11 protein-coding genes and 1 pseudogene are annotated in these 16,446 nt (G+C 73.1%); 8 read left to right on the top strand and 4 right to left on the bottom strand.

Features of this window, described 5'->3' with window-relative positions:
* The first annotated feature begins 87 nt into the window (after positions 1-87).
* Positions 88-1,533 (top strand): MFS transporter, encoded by a 1,446-nt coding sequence (locus Sru02f_RS06275; RefSeq protein WP_109033014.1) that lies wholly within the window; start codon positions 88-90, stop codon positions 1,531-1,533.
* A 39-nt stretch (positions 1,534-1,572) separates the two neighbouring features.
* Here the strand turns inward: Sru02f_RS06275 and Sru02f_RS06270 are convergent.
* A pseudogene (locus Sru02f_RS06270) lies at positions 1,573-6,007 on the bottom strand (HAD-IC family P-type ATPase).
* On the opposite strand from Sru02f_RS06270, the gene Sru02f_RS06265 reads away from it, so the two are divergent.
* A complete protein-coding gene (locus Sru02f_RS06265; RefSeq protein ID WP_244941891.1) occupies positions 5,988-6,707 on the top strand; it encodes a hypothetical protein in 720 nt (239 codons plus the stop codon). The pseudogene Sru02f_RS06270 and the gene Sru02f_RS06265 sit on opposite strands and share 20 nt — an antisense overlap.
* Positions 6,708-6,990: 283 nt before the next feature.
* On the opposite strand, the gene Sru02f_RS06260 is transcribed toward Sru02f_RS06265, so the two are convergent.
* Positions 6,991-7,896, bottom strand: coding sequence for an MmyB family transcriptional regulator (locus Sru02f_RS06260; protein WP_109033011.1), 906 nt, complete (start codon positions 7,894-7,896; stop codon positions 6,991-6,993).
* A 101-nt stretch (positions 7,897-7,997) separates the two neighbouring features.
* On the opposite strand from Sru02f_RS06260, the gene Sru02f_RS06255 reads away from it, so the two are divergent.
* Both Sru02f_RS06255 and Sru02f_RS06250 read left to right on the top strand, forming a co-directional pair.
* Positions 7,998-9,431, top strand: coding sequence for an MFS transporter (locus Sru02f_RS06255; RefSeq protein WP_109033010.1), 1,434 nt, complete (start codon positions 7,998-8,000; stop codon positions 9,429-9,431).
* 124 nt (positions 9,432-9,555) lie between these two features.
* Positions 9,556-10,632, top strand: a complete 1,077-nt coding sequence (locus Sru02f_RS06250; RefSeq protein WP_109033009.1) for a chitinase — start codon at positions 9,556-9,558, stop codon at positions 10,630-10,632.
* 140 nt (positions 10,633-10,772) lie between these two features.
* On the opposite strand, the gene Sru02f_RS06245 is transcribed toward Sru02f_RS06250, so the two are convergent.
* On the bottom strand, positions 10,773-12,155 hold the full coding sequence (locus tag Sru02f_RS06245) for a glycine--tRNA ligase (protein ID WP_003976298.1): 1,383 nt from the start codon (positions 12,153-12,155) through the stop codon (positions 10,773-10,775).
* A 161-nt stretch (positions 12,156-12,316) separates the two neighbouring features.
* Here Sru02f_RS06245 and Sru02f_RS06240 point away from each other — a divergent pair, with 161 nt between their 5' ends.
* From Sru02f_RS06240 to Sru02f_RS06225, 4 genes are all read left to right on the top strand, one after another.
* The gene (locus tag Sru02f_RS06240) at positions 12,317-13,303 is read left to right on the top strand and encodes a zinc ABC transporter substrate-binding protein (protein ID WP_109033008.1); all 987 of its coding nucleotides are present in this window, start codon (positions 12,317-12,319) and stop codon (positions 13,301-13,303) included.
* Positions 13,304-13,351: 48 nt separating this feature from the next.
* A complete protein-coding gene (locus Sru02f_RS06235; protein WP_109033007.1) occupies positions 13,352-14,122 on the top strand; it encodes a metal ABC transporter ATP-binding protein in 771 nt (256 codons plus the stop codon).
* A gap of 13 nt (positions 14,123-14,135) precedes the next feature.
* A complete protein-coding gene (locus Sru02f_RS06230) occupies positions 14,136-15,038 on the top strand; it encodes a metal ABC transporter permease (RefSeq protein ID WP_109033006.1) in 903 nt (300 codons plus the stop codon).
* A gap of 62 nt (positions 15,039-15,100) precedes the next feature.
* Positions 15,101-15,520, top strand: a complete 420-nt coding sequence (locus Sru02f_RS06225) for a Fur family transcriptional regulator (RefSeq protein WP_007449657.1) — start codon at positions 15,101-15,103, stop codon at positions 15,518-15,520.
* Positions 15,521-15,578: 58 nt separating this feature from the next.
* Here Sru02f_RS06225 and Sru02f_RS06220 read toward each other — a convergent pair whose 3' ends face one another.
* Complete coding sequence (locus Sru02f_RS06220; protein WP_109033005.1) at positions 15,579-16,439, bottom strand: isoprenyl transferase; 861 nt, start codon at positions 16,437-16,439, stop codon at positions 15,579-15,581.
* Positions 16,440-16,446 lie beyond the last annotated feature (7 nt).

Here is a 16,446-nt window from a genome sequence, read left to right as displayed (position 1 = left end):
GGGCGGTGCCCGTCGCGCCCTGTGGACGAAGACCGTGCATCGGTCATTAGTTAGACGCACTATCGAAGTAGGCGTAGGCTGGAGTTCATGCCCGAGCTGACCCATCGCCGCCGCATGCTCGTGCTCGCCATCTGCTGCATGAGCCTGCTGATCGTGAGTATCGACAACACGATCCTCAACGTCGCCCTCCCCTCCATGCAGCGCGACCTGCACGCGAGCACGTCGGGCCTGCAGTGGGCCATCGACGCGTACACGCTGGTGCTGGCCGCGCTGCTGATGCTGGCCGGCTCCACCGCCGACCGGATCGGCCGCAAGCGGGTCTTCATGACCGGCCTGGTGATCTTCACGCTCGGCTCGCTGCTGTGCTCGCTGGCCCCCGACCTGTCCTCGCTGATCGTCTTCCGGATGATGCAGGCGGTGGGCGGTTCGATGCTCAACCCGGTCGCGATGTCGATCATCACCAACACCTTCACCGACCCGCGTGAGCGCGCCCGCGCGATCGGTGTCTGGGGTGCGGTGGTCGGCATCTCCATGGCCGCCGGTCCCCTGGTGGGCGGGGTGCTGGTGGAGTCGGTCGGCTGGCGCTCGATCTTCTGGGTCAACCTTCCGGTGGGCCTGGCCGCCCTCCTGCTCACCCTCCGCTTCGTCCCCGAGTCCCGCGCGCCGAAGGCCCGGCGCCCCGACCCGCTGGGCCAGCTGATGGTGATCGTGCTGTTCGGTTCCCTGACGTACGCGATCATCGAGGCGCCGAACGCCGGGTTGCGCACCGTGCTGCCCTTCGCGGTACTGGCGCTCGCCGCGCTGACCGGCCTGCTCCTGCACGAGCCCCGCCGCACCGACCCCCTCATCGAGCTGCGTTTCTTCCGGTCGGCGCCGTTCAGCGGGGCCACCGTCATAGCGATCAGCGCGTTCGCCGCGCTGGGCGGCTTCCTCTTCCTGTCCACGCTGTATCTCCAGAACGTGCGCGGACTGAGCGCCCTGGAGGCCGGCCTGTGGATGCTGCCGATGGCCGTCCCGACCTTCCTGTGTGCCCCGCTGTCCGGCCGGCTGGTCGGCAGCCGGGGGCCGCGCCTGCCCCTGCTGATCGCGGGCGGGGCACTGACCGTGAGCGGGACCCTCTTCGCCGCCTTCGAGGCCGAGACGTCCGACCTCACCCTCTTCCTCGGCTACGTCCTGTTCGGCATCGGCTTCGGCTTCGTCAACGCGCCCATCACCAACACCGCGGTCTCCGGCATGCCCAGGGCCCAGGCCGGGGTCGCCGCGGCCGTCGCCTCCACCAGCCGCCAGCTGGGCCAGACCCTCGGCGTGGCGGTGGTCGGCGCGGTGCTGGCGGCGGGCGTGAGCGGATCGTCGTACCGCGACACCTTCGTCTCCGCCGCCCGCCCCGGCTGGTGGATCCTGGCCGCCTGCGGCCTCGCGGTCCTCGTCCTCGGCGCCGTCACGAGCGGCCGCTGGGCCCACCGCACGGCGGAGCGGACGGCCGAGCGCCTCCGGTCGCCGGAGGTGCGGGAGGCGGCGCGGGCGGGGACGTGACCGTCCCCGGCGGGCGGCGGCCGGTCCCGGCGCCCCGCCTCACCGCACCGCCCGCGGCAGCCGTTCCGCCATCTTCGGCCAGTACCTGACGATCGCGTCCTCCACGCCCGGCAACGCCCGCTGCCCCGCCAGCGCCAGCGCGATCGCCGCGGCCACGCCGGTCCACGCGACCGGGCCCAGCGGGGTGCAGCCGAAGAGGCGGCTGGCGCCCGGCGTCTGGACGAGGGCGACCAGGGCGGCGGCCGAGCCGAGCGACGTGACCTGGACCAGGCGACTGCCGCGGCGGTCGGCGAGGGTCTGGGCGAGCTGGGTGCCGACGACCGCGCACAGGGCCATGGTCGTCGAGCGGCGCTCCGTGCCCGGCGTGAAGCGGCCGAAGAGCCAGGCCGCGGTCGCCCCGAGCGCCGTGGTCAGGGCCCGGTGCCGGATCTGCCGGATGAGCGGCTCGCCCAGCACGGCCGTGCCGAGCGGCGCGCCCGCGTCGGCGGCCTCCTGCTCCGGATCGCCCGTCTTCGTCACCGCGACCGCCATCGCGGGGAACAGGTCGGTGAAGAGGTTGACCAGCAGCATCTGCCGGGTGGACAGCGGGGCGGCGCCGCCCAGCACCGTGCCGAGGATGCCGAAGCCGACCTCGCCCGCGTTGCCGCCGATCAGGATGGCGATGGCGTCGGCGACGCTGTGCCACAGGGCACGCCCCTCCCGCACCGCCTCCACCAGCACGAGCAGGTCGTCGCCCGTGACCACCAGGTCGGCGGCGTTGCGGGCGGCGGCCGAGCCGCGGGCGCTGATGCCGACGCCGATGTCGGCGGCCCGGATCGCGGCGGCGTCGTTGGCGCCGTCGCCGACCATGCCGACGACCCGCCCGGCGTCCCGCAGGGACTCGACGACCTGGAGCTTCTGCTCGGGCGCCACCCGGGCCACGACGTCCGCGTCGCGCAGCATCCGGGAGCGGGCGGTGCGGTCGGCGGCGGCGAGTTCGTCGCCGGTGACCACGACCGCGTCCTCGGGCCAGCCCAGGTCGACGGCGATGGCGTGGGCGGTCTGCGGATGGTCGCCGGTCAGCACCACGGGCCGTACGCCCGCCTCGCGCAGCCCGCGCACCAGCGCCGGGGAGGTCTCGCGGGGCACGTCGGCGAGCGCGAGCAGTCCGGTGAACTCCAGCTTCGACGGCGACTGTTCGAGGACGTCGGCGGCCTTCTCGCCCCTCGCCAGGGGCCGCCGCGCCACCGCGATGATGCGCAGTCCGTCGCCCGCCAGCCGCTGCGCCACCTCCAGGGCGTGGTCCGGGAGCCCGGCGCAGGCGGGCAGCACCGTCTCCGGAGCGCCCTTGACCACCAGCACGGCGGGGCCGGTTCCGTCCTCGCGTCCGACTGCGGCGGCGTAGCCGCGGGAGGTCTCGAAGGGCAGGCCCTCCTCCTGCGTCCACCCGGGGTCGTCCCCGGCCGCGTCCAGGACCGCCTCGTCGGTGGCGTGGGTGGGCCGGGCGCCGTCGCCGTCCAGCCGCGGGCAGGCGCGCGCGGCGGTCCGTACGGTGTCGGCGGTCTCCGGGTCGCCCGCCCGGCGTACCGTGCCGTCGGCGCCCGCGACCCGGGACAGCCGCAGCCTGTTCTCGGTGAGGGTGCCCGTCTTGTCGAAGCAGACGGTGTCCATCCGGCCGAGCGCCTCCAGCGTGCGCGGGGTGCGCACCAGGACGCCCCGGCGGCTCGAGCCGGCGGGCCGCGGCGAGCTGGGCCACGGTCGCCACCAGCGGCAGTCCCTCGGGCACGGCGGCCACCGCCACCGACACGCCGCGCGGCGACGGCCTGCCGGATCGGCGCCCCGCGCAGCAGCGAGAGCCCGGTCACCGCGGCGCCGCCCGCCAGGGTGAGCGGCAGCGCCTTGCGGGTCAGCTCCTGGAGCCTGGCCTGCACTCCGGCCGCGGACGGCGTACGGGCCGCCAGCGCGACCGCGCGCGCCGCCTCGGTGTGGTCGCCGGTGTCGACGACGACGGCGCGGGCCCGCCCGGCCACCACGGTCGTGCCCTCGAAGACCATGCAGTACCGCTCCGCCACGGGGGCGCGGGGCGCCGGGTCCACGCACTTGTCCACCGGCAGCGACTCGCCGGTCAGCGCGGACTCGTCCACCTCCAGGCCGTCCTCCCACAGCAGCCGCGCGTCGGCGGGCACCACGTCGTCCGCCTTCAGCTCGATCACATGGCCCGGGTGCAGCTTGGCCGCGTCCACGATCCGCGGCTCGCCCTCCGGCGTGAAGTCCGCGGCGTCCGGGCCGAGTTGCTCCTCGGCGACCCGGGCCTTCTGCTTCTGCTCCGCCAGCAGCCCGGACAGCGCCCGCTCGGCGCGCAGCCGCTGGAAGCCGCCGACCAGCGCGTTCAGGTCGAGGGCGCCGACCACGAGCAGCGCGTCCACGACCGACCCGAGGATCGCGGAGGCCGCCGAGCCGACCGCGAGGACCGGGGTGAGCGGGTCGTCCAGTTCGCCGCGTACGGCCCGGGCCAGCTGCCACGACCAGCGGACCGGAGCCAGCACGGGCACCCGCCCCGCCCGGTCGGCGGCCGCCCGCATCCGGGCCGTGGCCTGTTCCACGGCGGTCGGCTCGGGTTCCCGCTCCCGCTCCAGCCGCTCCCGTACGTCCTGCGGGTCCAGCGCGTGCCAGGCGACCCGGGCCCGGGGGTGCGGAGCGCGGGCCGTCGCCACGCCGATCGCCGCCCGGGTGCCGGACAGCAGGGCCAGCGCCGCGCTCGCGTCGACCGGCGCGTGCCGCATCCCGAGGAGCGACGACACGCCGCCCCGGCTCCTGCCGCGCGCCTCGCCGACCGCGACCAGCAGTCCGGACAGCGCGGCCCCGGACCGGGCCAGCGTCTGCGACCGGCGCCCGACCGCACGCGCGACCGGCACCGCCCGCAGCACCCGCCACACGTCGGCGAGCCCCTGCGGCGCGAGCACGTCCGCGCCCCACGCCACCGGGCAGTCCCCGTCGGCCAGCGCGACGGCCACGTCCCCGGCGAGCAGCCCGGCCGACACCGACCCGTCGTCGCCGGGCAGCGGCCGTACGACGGTGACGACGCCGCCCTCGGCGCGCAGTTCGGCCACGACGTCCGCGAGCGGGCGGTGGGCGCCGACGACCTGGTCGGCGAGTCCGGTGAAGTCGGCCAGCGCCGGATCCTCGACCATGACCACCCGCAGTCCCGCGCGCCGCGCCGCGTCCAGCACGTCCTCGGTCCACGGGTCCGCGCCCGCGTCCGGCACCCGCAGCGCGCTGGGGTGCAGTACGACCGTGCGGGCCATCTCCAGCTGCCGCAGCCGCCCGGGATCGCGCACCAGCACACCCGTGCGGGACAGCGCTGCGCTCAGTACGGCGTGGAAGGCGGCGGGCCCGTAACGGGCGGCCTTGGGCGAACCGGCGAGCACCGCCTCCGCCGCCTCGGCGAGGTCGTGCTTGACCAGCAGGGTCGCGGCGGCGCCCGCCACGCTGCCCGCCGAGGCGTGGGCGGCGTAGTCCTGGGCCGGGGAGGTGCGCGGCGGCGGACGCAGGGCGGGTACGGCGGGCAGGCTGTCGCGGCCGGGCACGCACAACCGGTCGTGCACGACCTCGAAGGCGGCACCCCGCGCCACCGCCTCCGTCAGCTGGCACACGCGCAGCGCCCCGTCGAGCACCAGTGAGGTGGGGCTCTGCCCGGCACCGTGGACGGCGGCGTTGGCCGCGGCCAGCGCCACGTCCATGCGGTGGTCGCCGAGCCGCTCCCGCAGCCAGGCGCGGAATGCCGGGTTCTCGCGCAGCAGCGTCGCTACGGCGGTGACCAGGCGGGGCGAGGGCGGCAGCCGCAGCCGCGCGCCGGTCACGGCGGCGGCGATGCCCAGCACGTCGGCGCCGAGCGCGGCCGCCGCGACGCGCACCGGGGCGGGGTCGCCGGGGTGGTCCGGCTCGTCCACCAGGTCGTCGTGGATTGGGCCGCCGTCGACCGGATCGACGTCGACCGGTTCGTCCGGGCCGGTGAGGCCGGTCAGGTCCGCCTGGTCCACCCGGGTGAGTCCGTGGCGTTCGGCGAGTTCGGTGGCGTGGTCCACGACGCGGTCGGTGAGCGCGTCCTCGGTCGCGGTCACCACCAGTCTGGCGAGACCGGTGTCCCAGTAGGCGAGCAGCACGTCCGGGTGCTCGGCCAGGGCCGCCGCCACCCGCCGTCCCACCCGCTCGGTACCGCCCGCCCGGCGCACCTCGTCCCTCGCGACCGGCCGCAGCGCGAGGTGCGCCCGGGGTCCGGCCCGCCAGTCCCGCGATCCCCGGGCAGCGCGGCGCGGGCCACCCGTGCCGCCCGTGCCGCGAAGTCGGCGCCGCGCACACCGGCCCGCGCGGTGCCCGCCGCCGCCCCGGCCGCGGCGCCCACGGCGGGCGCGGTGCCGCGCGCGAGCAGCCGGGGTCCGGCCAGCACGAATCCCGTGACGGCGTCCTGGGAACGCGTGAGCAGTCCGCCGGCCATCGCTCTCCCTCAGCCGGAGGTGCGGGTGCGCGACGCGGCGGCCGTCTTGCGGCTGCGACTCCCGCTCCGGCCGCCGCCCGAGGAGGAGGGCCGGCTCGAGGACGCCTTGGTCCCCGACTGGCTCTTGGCCCGGGTGGGGGACGCGGTCTTCTTCGCGGAGGACTTCTTCGCGGTCGACTTCTTCGCGGGCGACTTCCTCGCGGCGGCCGACTTCGCCGCCGTGGACCCGGTGGTCGTGGACTTGGCGGCCGTGGACTTGGCGGCGGCCTTCTTGGCGCCGGTGGTCCGCCGCGCCGCGGCAGCCGACTTGGCGGGGGTGGCCGTCCCGCCCCCGGCGGCCTTCGTCCCGCTCCCCCTCGCCCCGGCCGTCTTCGCCGCGGTCGTGCTCCCCGAGGCGGCCTTCGCCTCGGCCGGCTTTCCCGTGGCGGCCTTCGTCGCAGCCGTCTTCGCCGTGGCGGCCTTCGTCGCAGCCGCCCTGCTGGTGGTCTTCCTGGCCGACGTCCGGGCAGGCCTGGTGCCCGCGGCACCCCGGGCTCCGGCCGCTTCCGCGTCCCCGCCCTTCGCCGCGCTCCCGTCGCCACCCCGCCCGTTCTGCCCGTTCTGCCCGCGCGGCTGCGTCAGCCAGGCCACCGCCGCCCCGGTGACCGCGACCGGCCACTCCACCAGGCCGGCGACGCCCAGCACTCCGGCGCCCGTGTAGACGAGCACGCGCCGCCCGCGCGGCGACACCGCCCCGATCCTGTCCAGCGCGCCCTCGGCGGCCCTGCCCACCGTCCCGGCACCCGGCACCTTCCGCACCGCCGAAGCGGCCGCGTGCAACGGCCGCGGGAGTGTCCGCGCCGACTTCTGCTCAGCCATGACTGTTCGTCCTCGCCCTGTCCGTGCGGTGGGGACCCCTGGCTGTGCACACCGGCTGCGCACACCCTGGGAAACCCCGGGAACATCACCTTCCGCATTTCCCCGGGTTCCCGCACTTCGGGCGCTCATCCCGACCCGGTCGGCTCCCGCTCCAGGGCGATCGCGTGCAGCTTCTCCAGCCGCTCCCGGGAGTCCTCGTCGGCCGGTGCGTAGGTCACCATCCGGGGGCCCGGTTCCGGTCCGAGCCACAGGTCGGTGTGGTCGACGCGGATCCGGCCGACGTGCCGGTTGAGGAACTCCTTGCGCTTGCCCCGGTGCGCGACCACCTCGTGCCGCTCCCAGGCCTCGCGGAAGGCGGGCGACTGGGTGCGCAGCCGCTTGAGCAGCATCTTCCAGGCGGGCTCGGCGAGATGACCGGCCATCGTGGCGCGGAACCGGGCCGCCATCAGCCGCTGGGTCTCCTCCAGATGGACGATGGAGGACCCCCAGTCCTCGTGGGTGAAGCAGAGGACCATGCAGTTGCGGTCCTCGGGCGGCACCGCGTCCAGGTCGCACAGCAGCAGCCCGTACGTCCGGTTGTGGGCGAGGATGTCGTACCGGCTGTTCTGCACGCAGGCGGGGTACGGCTCGAACTGCTCCAGCAGGGCGCGCACGGCCGGTGTGATGGCCGGGCAGTCCGTCGCGGGCGTCGGATCCACGGAACCCGCCAGCTGGAAGAGGTGGGTGCGCTCGGTGGGGTCGAGCAGCAGGGCGCGGGCGAGGGCGTCGAGGACCTGCACGGAGACCTGGATGTCCCGGGCCTGCTCCAGCCAGGTGTACCAGGTGACGCCGACGGCCGAGAGCTGGGCGACCTCCTCGCGCCGCAGCCCCGGGGTCCGGCGCCGTCGTCCGCGGGGCAGCCCGACCCGCTCCGGCGCGATGCGCTCGCGGCGGCTGCGCAGGAAGGCGGCCAGTTCGTGCCGCCGGATCTCCGAACCCGCGTCCCGGGCCGGGACCCGCACCGCCGTCTCCTGAGCCGTCGTGGTCGTCATGCCTCCAGGGTGCCGCGTCCGGAACCCTGTTGCCAGGTACTCCTACTACCAGCATAAGAAGACTCTGGTACCACTCTGGAAACGGTCGCAGGCTCGACCACGTGACCGAAACAATCACCTCACGTCCCGTCCGTACGGGCACCCCGGAAGCGTCGCCCGCACTCGGCGGCCTCGGGCTCTTCACGGTGCTGCTGGCCGCGGCGCTCCCGCTCGTCGACTTCTTCATCGTCAACGTCGCACTGCCCACCATCGGCGCGGACCTCTCCGCGAGCGAGGCGGTCCTGGAACTGGTCGTCGCCGGGTACGGGGTGGCGTACGCCGTGCTGCTGGTCCTAGGCGGCCGGCTCGGCGACCTCTTCGGCCGGCGCCGCCTGTTCCTGGGCGGCATGGCGGCCTTCGGGCTGACCTCGCTGGCCTGCGGCCTGGCGCCTGACGCCTGGTCGCTGGTGGCCGCGCGGGTGGCGCAGGGCGCCTCGGCCGCCGCGATGCTGCCGCAGGTGCTGGCGACCATCCAGGCGACCACGTCCGGCCCCCGACGCGCGAAGGCCATGGGCCTGTACGGGGCCACGGCCGGTCTGTCGATGGTGGCCGGCCAGATCCTCGGCGGCGTCCTGGTGGCGGCGGACATCGCGGGCACCGGCTGGCGTTCCGTCTTCCTCGCCAACGTCCCGGTCGTCCTCGCGGGCCTCTTCCTCGCCGCCCGCGCGGTCCCGGAGACCCGCTCCGCGCGCCCCGAGCCGGTGGACGTGCCCGGCACCTTCCTGCTGGCCGCCTCGATCCTGACCCTGCTGGTGCCGCTGACCGAGGGCCGGGCGGCGGGCTGGCCGCTGTGGACGTGGCTGTCGCTGGCGGCGTTCCCGTTCGCGGCGGCGGCGTTCTACGCGGTGGAGCGCCGGGCGGACCGCGCGGGCCGTACGCCGCTGGTCCCGCCGAGCCTGTTCGCGATCGTCTCGCTGCGTCGCGGCCTGCTGCTCATCGTGCCGTTCTCGATCGGCTTCAGCGGCTTCATGTTCGTCATCGCGGTGGCCTTGCAGCAGGGCGCGGGCCTGGGCCCGGTGGCCGCGGGCCTGGCCCTGGCGCCACTGGCGGTGGTGTTCTTCCTCTTCTCCCTCGCCGGCCCCCGGCTGGTCGCCCGCTACGGCACCCGCGTCGTCCCCACCGGCGCCGCCCTCCAGGGGGTGGGCCTGGCCCTGATGACGCTGGCCGCGTGGCGCTCCTGGCCCGATCTCGGCCTGGTGGAACTCCTGCCGGGCGCGGCGGTCGCGGGGGCCGGCCAGGCGCTCCAGCTCCCGGTCGTCCTCCGGTTGGTCCTCTCGGAGGTGCCCGCCGAACGCGCCGGCGTCGGCAGTGGCGTCATGGTCACCACCCAGCAGTCGTCCCTGGCCCTGGGGGTGGCCACCCTGGGCACCCTGTTCCTGTCGCTGACCCCGGGCATGGGCATGCGGGACGCCCTGGTGACGACGCTGCTGGTCCAGTTCGCCGGGGTAGTGCTGACCGGCCTGCTGAGCCTGCGCCTGCCCCGGACGATCGTCTGACGACCCACCGAACCGCACCCGCTTTTTGGTCCAGACCTCTTGACGAAAGGTCTGGACCACAGCACTGTCATGCCTACGACACAAGACGACTCTCCCTCACCGATCCCCCACCGGGAGGCCCGGCATGATCCGCCGCAAGATCCGTCTACTGGCCGCCGCACTGGCGGCCACCGTTCTGGTCCCCCTGGGAGTCGCCACCGCGTCGGCGGCTCCCGAGGGCGCCGCCCCCACCGGCGCGGCCGCCGACACCTGCGCCGTGAAGTCGAGGCCCGCAGGCAAGGTCCTCCAGGGCTACTGGGAGAACTGGGACGGCGCCGCCAACGGCGTCCACCCGCCCTTCGGCTGGACCCCGATCACCAACCCCCAGATCGCCGCCCACGGCTACAACGTCCTCAACGCGGCCTTCCCGGTGATCCTCTCCGACGGGACGGCCCTGTGGGAGGACGGCATGGACTCCGGCGTGAAGGTGGCGACGCCCGCCGAGATGTGCGCGGCCAAGGCGTCTGGGCAGACGCTCCTGCTCTCCATCGGCGGCGCGACGGCCGGCATCGACCTCAACTCGACCGCGGTCGCGGACCGTTTCGTCGACACGATCGTCCCGATCCTCAAGACGTACAACTTCGACGGCATAGACATCGACATCGAGACCGGCCTGACCGGCAGCGGCAACATCAACCAGCTCTCGGCGTCCCAGTCCAACCTGATCCGCATCATCGACGGCGTACTGGCCCGCATGCCCTCCAACTTCGGCCTCACGATGGCCCCGGAGACGGCGTACGTCACCGGCGGCAGCATCGTCTACGGCTCGATCTGGGGCGCGTACCTGCCGATCATCAAGAAGTACGCGGACAACGGCCGCCTGTGGTGGCTGAACATGCAGTACTACAACGGCAGCATGTACGGCTGCGCCGGCGACTCCTACTCGGCCGGTACCGTGCAGGGCTTCACCGCCCAGACCGACTGCCTGAACAAGGGCCTGGTCATCCAGGGCACCACGATCCGGGTGCCCTACGACAAGCAGGTCCCGGGGCTGCCCGCCCAGCCCGGCGCGGGCGGCGGCCACATGTCGCCGTCCCTGGTCTCCCAGGCGTGGAACCACTACAACGGCTCCCTCAAGGGCCTGATGACCTGGTCCCTCAACTGGGACGGCTCGAAGAACTGGACCTTCGGCAACAACGTGAAGTCCCTACAGGGCCGCTGAGCCGGGGGCAGAACCTGTAATCCGGCCCCCCGAAACGCCGAAACGCCCACCCCCCTCCCGACCGAGTCGGGTGATGGGTGGGCATAGGTCCCGGGGGTCCAGGGGGCAGAGCCCCCTGGTACCTCAACGCGAACGGACGTTCAGCAGCCAACCAGCCGAGAAGCGAGGTACCCCTCGATCTGGTCGAGAGACACACGCTCCTGCTTCATCGTGTCCCGCTCCCGCACGGTCACCGCGTTGTCGTCCAGCGTGTCGAAGTCGACGGTCACGCAGAACGGCGTCCCGATCTCGTCCTGACGCCGGTACCGCCGCCCGATCGCGCCCGCGTCGTCGAACTCGATGTTCCAGTTCTGCCGCAGCGCCTGCGCCAGCCCCTTCGCCTTCGGCGACAGCTCCGGGTTGCGGGACAGCGGCAGCACGGCGACCTTCACCGGGGACAGCCGCGGGTCGAGCCGCAGCACGGTGCGCTTCTCCAGCTTGCCCTTGGCGTTCGGCGCCTCGTCCTCGATGTACGCGTCGAGCAGGAACGCGAGCATCGCCCGCCCGACACCGGCCGCCGGCTCGATGACGTACGGCGTCCAGCGCTCCTGGGCCTCCTGGTCGTAGTAGGAGAGGTCCTGGCCGGAGGCCTTGGCGTGCGAGGAGAGGTCGTAGTCGGTCCGGTTGGCGACACCCTCCAGCTCGCCCCACTCGCTGCCGCCGAAGGAGAAGCGGTACTCGATGTCGGCGGTGCGCTTGGAGTAGTGGGAGAGCTTCTCGGCCGGGTGCTCGTACCAGCGCATGTTCTCCTCACGGAGACCAAGGCCCGTGTACCAGTTCCAGCGCTGCTCCATCCAGTATTCCTGCCACTTCTCGTCCTCGCCCGGCTTGACGAAGAACTCCATCTCCATCTGCTCGAACTCGCGGGTGCGGAAGATGAAGTTGCCGGGCGTGATCTCGTTGCGGAAGGACTTGCCCATCTGGGCGATGCCGAACGGCGGCTTGCGCCGCGAAGTGGTCTGCACCTGGGCGAAGTTGGTGAAGATGCCCTGGGCGGTCTCGGGCCGCAGGTAGGCGACGGAGCCGCTGTCCTGGGTCGGGCCGAGGTGGGTGGAGAGCAGACCGGAGAACTGCTTGGGCTCGGTGAAGGTGCCCTTGTTGCCGCAGTTGGGGCAGTTCAGGTCGGCCAGGCCGTTCTCCGGGGCGTGGCCCTTCTTCTCCTCGTACGCCTCCTCCAGGTGGTCCGCGCGGAACCGCTTGTGGCAGGAGGTGCACTCGGTCAGCGGGTCCGTGAAGGTGGCGACGTGACCGGAGGCGACCCAGACCTCGGGGGCCAGGATCACGGACGAGTCGAGACCGACGACGTCCTCGCGCGAGGTGACCATGTAGCGCCACCACTGGCGCTTGAGGTTCTCCTTGAGCTCGACACCCAGCGGACCGTAGTCCCAGGCGGCGCGCTGACCGCCGTAGATCTCACTGCACGGGAATACGAAGCCACGGCGCTTGCTCAGGCTGACGATGGTGTCGATCTTGTCGGCGGCCACGGTGCTCTCTTCATTACGACGACGGGCGACGAAGCGAGGATGCTTCCGGAGAATGCTTCAGGTTACCGGCGTGGGTCGCCCCACGGCCAAATCGGGGCCTCCCAGCTGCGGAATCGCCCGGTTGTTGACAACGGTTTCCATATTTGTTGAAAATGAGTGTCATGAACGTACGACGACGCCGTATATCCGGCATAGCAGTCACCGCGGCCACCGCGCTCGGCCTCGGCACCCTCTCCGCCTGCTCCAGCGACAGCTCGGCGGCGGGCAACACCGACAAGTTCGACGTCGTCGCGTCGTTCTACCCCATGGAGTACCTCGCCGAGCAGATCGGCGGGGACCACGTGAACGTCACCACGCTCACCGAGCCCGGCCAGGAGCCGCACGACCTGGAGCTGAGCGCCAAGCAGACCGCCCAGATGGGCGAGGCGGACGCGGTGCTCTACCTCAAGTCCCTCCAGCCCGCCGTGGACGAGGCCATCGCCCAGTCCGACGTGAAGACCAAGATCGACGCCGCCTCGCTGACCAAGCTGGAGGACCACGGCAACGTCGAGCACGACCATGACCACGGCGGCGAGGAGCACGCGGACGAGCACGCCGAGGAGGAGCACGCCGAGGGCGGGGAGCAGGCTCTCGACCCGCACGTCTGGCTGGACCCGGTGAAGTACGCCGAGATCGCCCAGGGCGTCGCCGAGTCCTTCGAGAAGGCCGACCCGGACCACGCCGACGACTACCGCAAGAACGCCGAGGCGCTGGCGAAGAAGCTGAGCGGCCTGGACACGGCGTTCAAGAACGGCCTGGCGAAGACCGACAGCAAGGTCTTCTTCACCAACCACGCCGCCTTCGGCTACCTCGCCGAGCGCTACGGCCTCACCCAGGAGGCCATCAACGGCCTCGACCCGGAGAGCGAGCCCAGCCCCGCCCGGATCAAGGAACTCCAGCAGGAGGCCAAGGCCGACGGCGTCACCACCGTCTTCTACGAGACACTGGTGTCCGACAAGACCGCGAAGACCCTCGCCAAGGACGCGGGCCTGAAGACGGACGTCCTCGATCCGCTGGAGGGCATCACCGACAAGTCCAAGGGCGAGGACTACGTCGGGGTCATGGAAGCCAACCTCAAGGCGCTCGAAACCGCCCTCGGCGCCAAGTAAGCAGCCCGGCCGGGCAGCCCGGCCCGTTCGATCGTTACGGAGGACATCGTGAGCGACGAGTCCGTCATATCCCTGCGTGGCGTCCGCGCCGAGCTGGGCTCACGCCCCGTCCTGCGCGGCATCGACCTCACCGTGCGGCGCGGCCAGGTGGTCGCGCTGCTCGGCGCCAACGGCTCGGGCAAGTCCACGGCCGTGCGCACGATCATCGGCCAGGTGCCGGTGACGGCCGGCGAGATCGAGCTGTTCGGCACCCCCAGGCGCCGCTTCCGCGACTGGGCGCGCGTGGGCTACGTCCCGCAGCGCACCACGGCCGCGGGCGGCGTCCCCGCCACGGTGACCGAGGTGGTCTCCTCGGGCCGGCTCTCCCGGGCCCGCTTCGGCGTCCTGCGCAAGGCCGACCACGAGGCCGTACGCCGCGCCCTCGACCTGGTCGGCATGGCCGACCGCGCCAAGGACTCGGTGAACGCCCTCTCCGGCGGCCAGCACCAGCGGGTGCTGATCGCCCGCGCGCTCGCCGCCGAACCCGAACTGCTGATCATGGACGAGCCGATGGCGGGCGTCGACCTGGCCAGCCAGGAGGTGCTGGCGGCGACCCTGCGCAAGCAGGTCGCGGCCGGGGCGACCGTCCTCCTCGTCCTGCACGAGCTGGGCCCCCTGGAGCCGCTGATCGACCGGGCCGTGGTGCTCCGCGACGGCTGCGTCGTGCACGACGGCCCGCCGCCCGAGGCGGTCGGCCAGCACGCGCTGCCCGGCCACGACCACGTCCACCCGCACGCACCGGTGGGCGCCGAACCGATCCGCACCGGCCTGCTGAGCTGAGAAGGCGACGACCATGGAAATCCTGAACTACGCCTTCATGCAGCGGGCGCTGCTCGCCGCCGTCCTGGTCGGCATCACCGCCCCGGCCATCGGCATCTACCTGGTCCAGCGCCGCCAGGCCCTCATGGGCGACGGCATCGGCCACGTGGCGATGACCGGCGTCGGCCTCGGCTTCCTGCTCTCCTGGTCCCCGGTGTGGATGGCGACCGTGGTCTCCGTCCTCGGCGCGGTCCTCATGGAGCTGATCCGCTGGTACGGCAAGACCCGCGGCGACATCGCCCTCGCCATGCTCTTCTACGGCGGCATGGCGGGCGGCGTGATGTTCATCAACCTCGCGCCGGGCGGCTCCAACGCCAACCTCACCTCGTACCTCTTCGGCTCCCTGTCGACGGTCTCCGAGTCCGACGTGACCGCGATCTGCCTGCTCGCCGCCTTCGTGGTCCTGGTCACCGTCGGCCTGCGCCGCCAGTTGTTCGCCGTCAGCCAGGACGAGGAGTTCGCCCGGGTCACCGGCCTGCCGGTGCGCGCGCTGAACCTGCTGACGGCCGTCACGGCGGCGGTCACGGTGACCGTCGCGATGCGCGTCGTCGGCCTGCTGCTGGTCTCCGCGCTGATGGTGGTCCCGGTGGCCGCCGCGCAGCAGCTCACCCGCAGCTTCGCCGCCACCTTCGCGATCGCCGTCGCGCTCGGCGTGAGCGTGACGATCGGCGGCACGGTCACGTCGTACTACCAGGACGTGCCGCCCGGCGCGACGATCGTGCTGCTCACCATCGGCGCGTTCATCCTGCTGAGCGTGCTGGCCGCCCCGCTGGCCAGGCGACGCGCGCGGGCACTCGCCGCCGCGCAGCCCGCCGCGGATCCGGCGGAGTGCACGATTCCGGCCACCAGGGGGGCCGCCGACGAGGTCGGCGTCTGACCGCGGGACTGCCGGGCTGGCACAATGGCCCGGCAAGCCGCGAAGACGTGAGGAGGAATCCAGTGACCACCGCTGGACCGCCCGTGAAGGGCCGCGCCACCCGGCAGCGGGCTGCCGTGTCGGCCGCCCTTCAGGAGGTCGAGGAGTTCCGCAGCGCGCAGGAGCTCCACGACATGCTCAAGCACAAGGGCGACGCGGTCGGGCTCACCACGGTCTACCGCACCCTTCAGTCCCTCGCCGACGCCGGCGAGGTCGACGTCCTGCGCACCGCCGAGGGCGAGTCGGTCTACCGGCGCTGCTCCACCGGCGACCATCACCACCACCTGGTCTGCCGCGCCTGCGGCAAGGCCGTCGAGGTGGAGGGCCCCGCCGTCGAGAAGTGGGCCGAGGCCATCGCCGCGGAGCACGGCTACGTCAACGTGGCGCACACGGTGGAGATCTTCGGCACCTGCGCCGACTGTGCGGGGGCCTCCGGCGGTTGAGCGGGGTGGGGCCGGGGCTGCGCCCCGGGCCCCTGTATCGGCCTGAACGGCCTCGTCCTCAAGCTCCCCCAGAAGGGGTACCCCCAGACGGGCTGAATTTGCCCTCCATGGCCAGGAGCTCCTCGTTGGGGATGGCGCCGCCGAAGCGGCGGTCGCGGGAGGCGAACTCCAGGCAGGCCCGCCACAGGTCGCGCCGGTCGAAGTCGGGCCACAGGACGTCCTGGAAGACCATCTCCGCGTACGCGCTCTGCCAGAGCAGGTAGTTCGACGTCCGCTGCTCACCGCTCGGCCGCAGGAACAGGTCCACGTCCGGCATGTCCGGGTAGTACAGGTACTTCGCGAGCGTCTTCTCGTTCACCTTCGACGGGTCGAGCTTCCCGGCCCGCACGTCCTCGGCGAGGGCCTGCGCCGCGTCGGCGATCTCGGCCCGGCCGCCGTAGTTCATGCAGAAGTACAGCGTCAGCCGGTCGTTGTCCTTGGTCTGCTCCTGCGCGACCTGGAGCTCCTTGGCCACCGACTTCCACAGCCGGGGCATCCGGCCCGCCCAGCGCACCCGCACGCCCAGACCGTCGAGGGTGTCGCGGGACTTGCGGATGAAGTCGCGGTTGAAGTTCATCAGGAAGCGCACCTCTTCGGGCGAGCGCTTCCAGTTCTCGGTGGAGAAGGCGTACAGGGAGATGTTCCCGACGCCCATCTCGATCGCGCCCTGGAGCACGTCCATGACCTGCTCGGCGCCCACCTTGTGCCCCTCGGTGCGCGGCAGCCCGCGCTCCTTGGCCCAGCGCCCGTTGCCGTCCATGACGATCGCCACGTGCTCCGGGACCAGGTCGCCGAGCTTCGGCGGCCGCGCGCCGGAGGGGTGCGGCTCCGGCGTCCTGTACTCCCGGCGCTGCCGCCCCAGAATCCCGCGTACGGCCATATCGGTT

Origin of the sequence: Streptomyces rubrogriseus (assembly GCF_027947575.1) — a bacterium.
Lineage (GTDB): Bacteria > Actinomycetota > Actinomycetes > Streptomycetales > Streptomycetaceae > Streptomyces > Streptomyces rubrogriseus.
Note: the sequence above shows the minus strand (reverse complement) of the source record. Positions and strands in the feature narration are given on the sequence as shown.

What these genes read in the sequence shown, in the direction of transcription:
- Sru02f_RS06275 (WP_109033014.1), top strand. Translation starts at nt 88, where the DNA reads ATGCCCGAGCTGACCCATCGCCGCCGCATGCTCGTGCTCGCCATCTGC.
- Sru02f_RS06260 (WP_109033011.1), bottom strand. Translation starts at nt 7,896, where the DNA reads ATGACGACCACGACGGCTCAGGAGACGGCGGTGCGGGTCCCGGCCCGG.
- Sru02f_RS06250 (WP_109033009.1), top strand. Translation starts at nt 9,556, where the DNA reads ATGATCCGCCGCAAGATCCGTCTACTGGCCGCCGCACTGGCGGCCACC.
- Sru02f_RS06240 (WP_109033008.1), top strand. Translation starts at nt 12,317, where the DNA reads ATGAACGTACGACGACGCCGTATATCCGGCATAGCAGTCACCGCGGCC.
- Sru02f_RS06230 (WP_109033006.1), top strand. Translation starts at nt 14,136, where the DNA reads ATGGAAATCCTGAACTACGCCTTCATGCAGCGGGCGCTGCTCGCCGCC.
- Sru02f_RS06220 (WP_109033005.1), bottom strand. Translation starts at nt 16,439, where the DNA reads ATGGCCGTACGCGGGATTCTGGGGCGGCAGCGCCGGGAGTACAGGACG.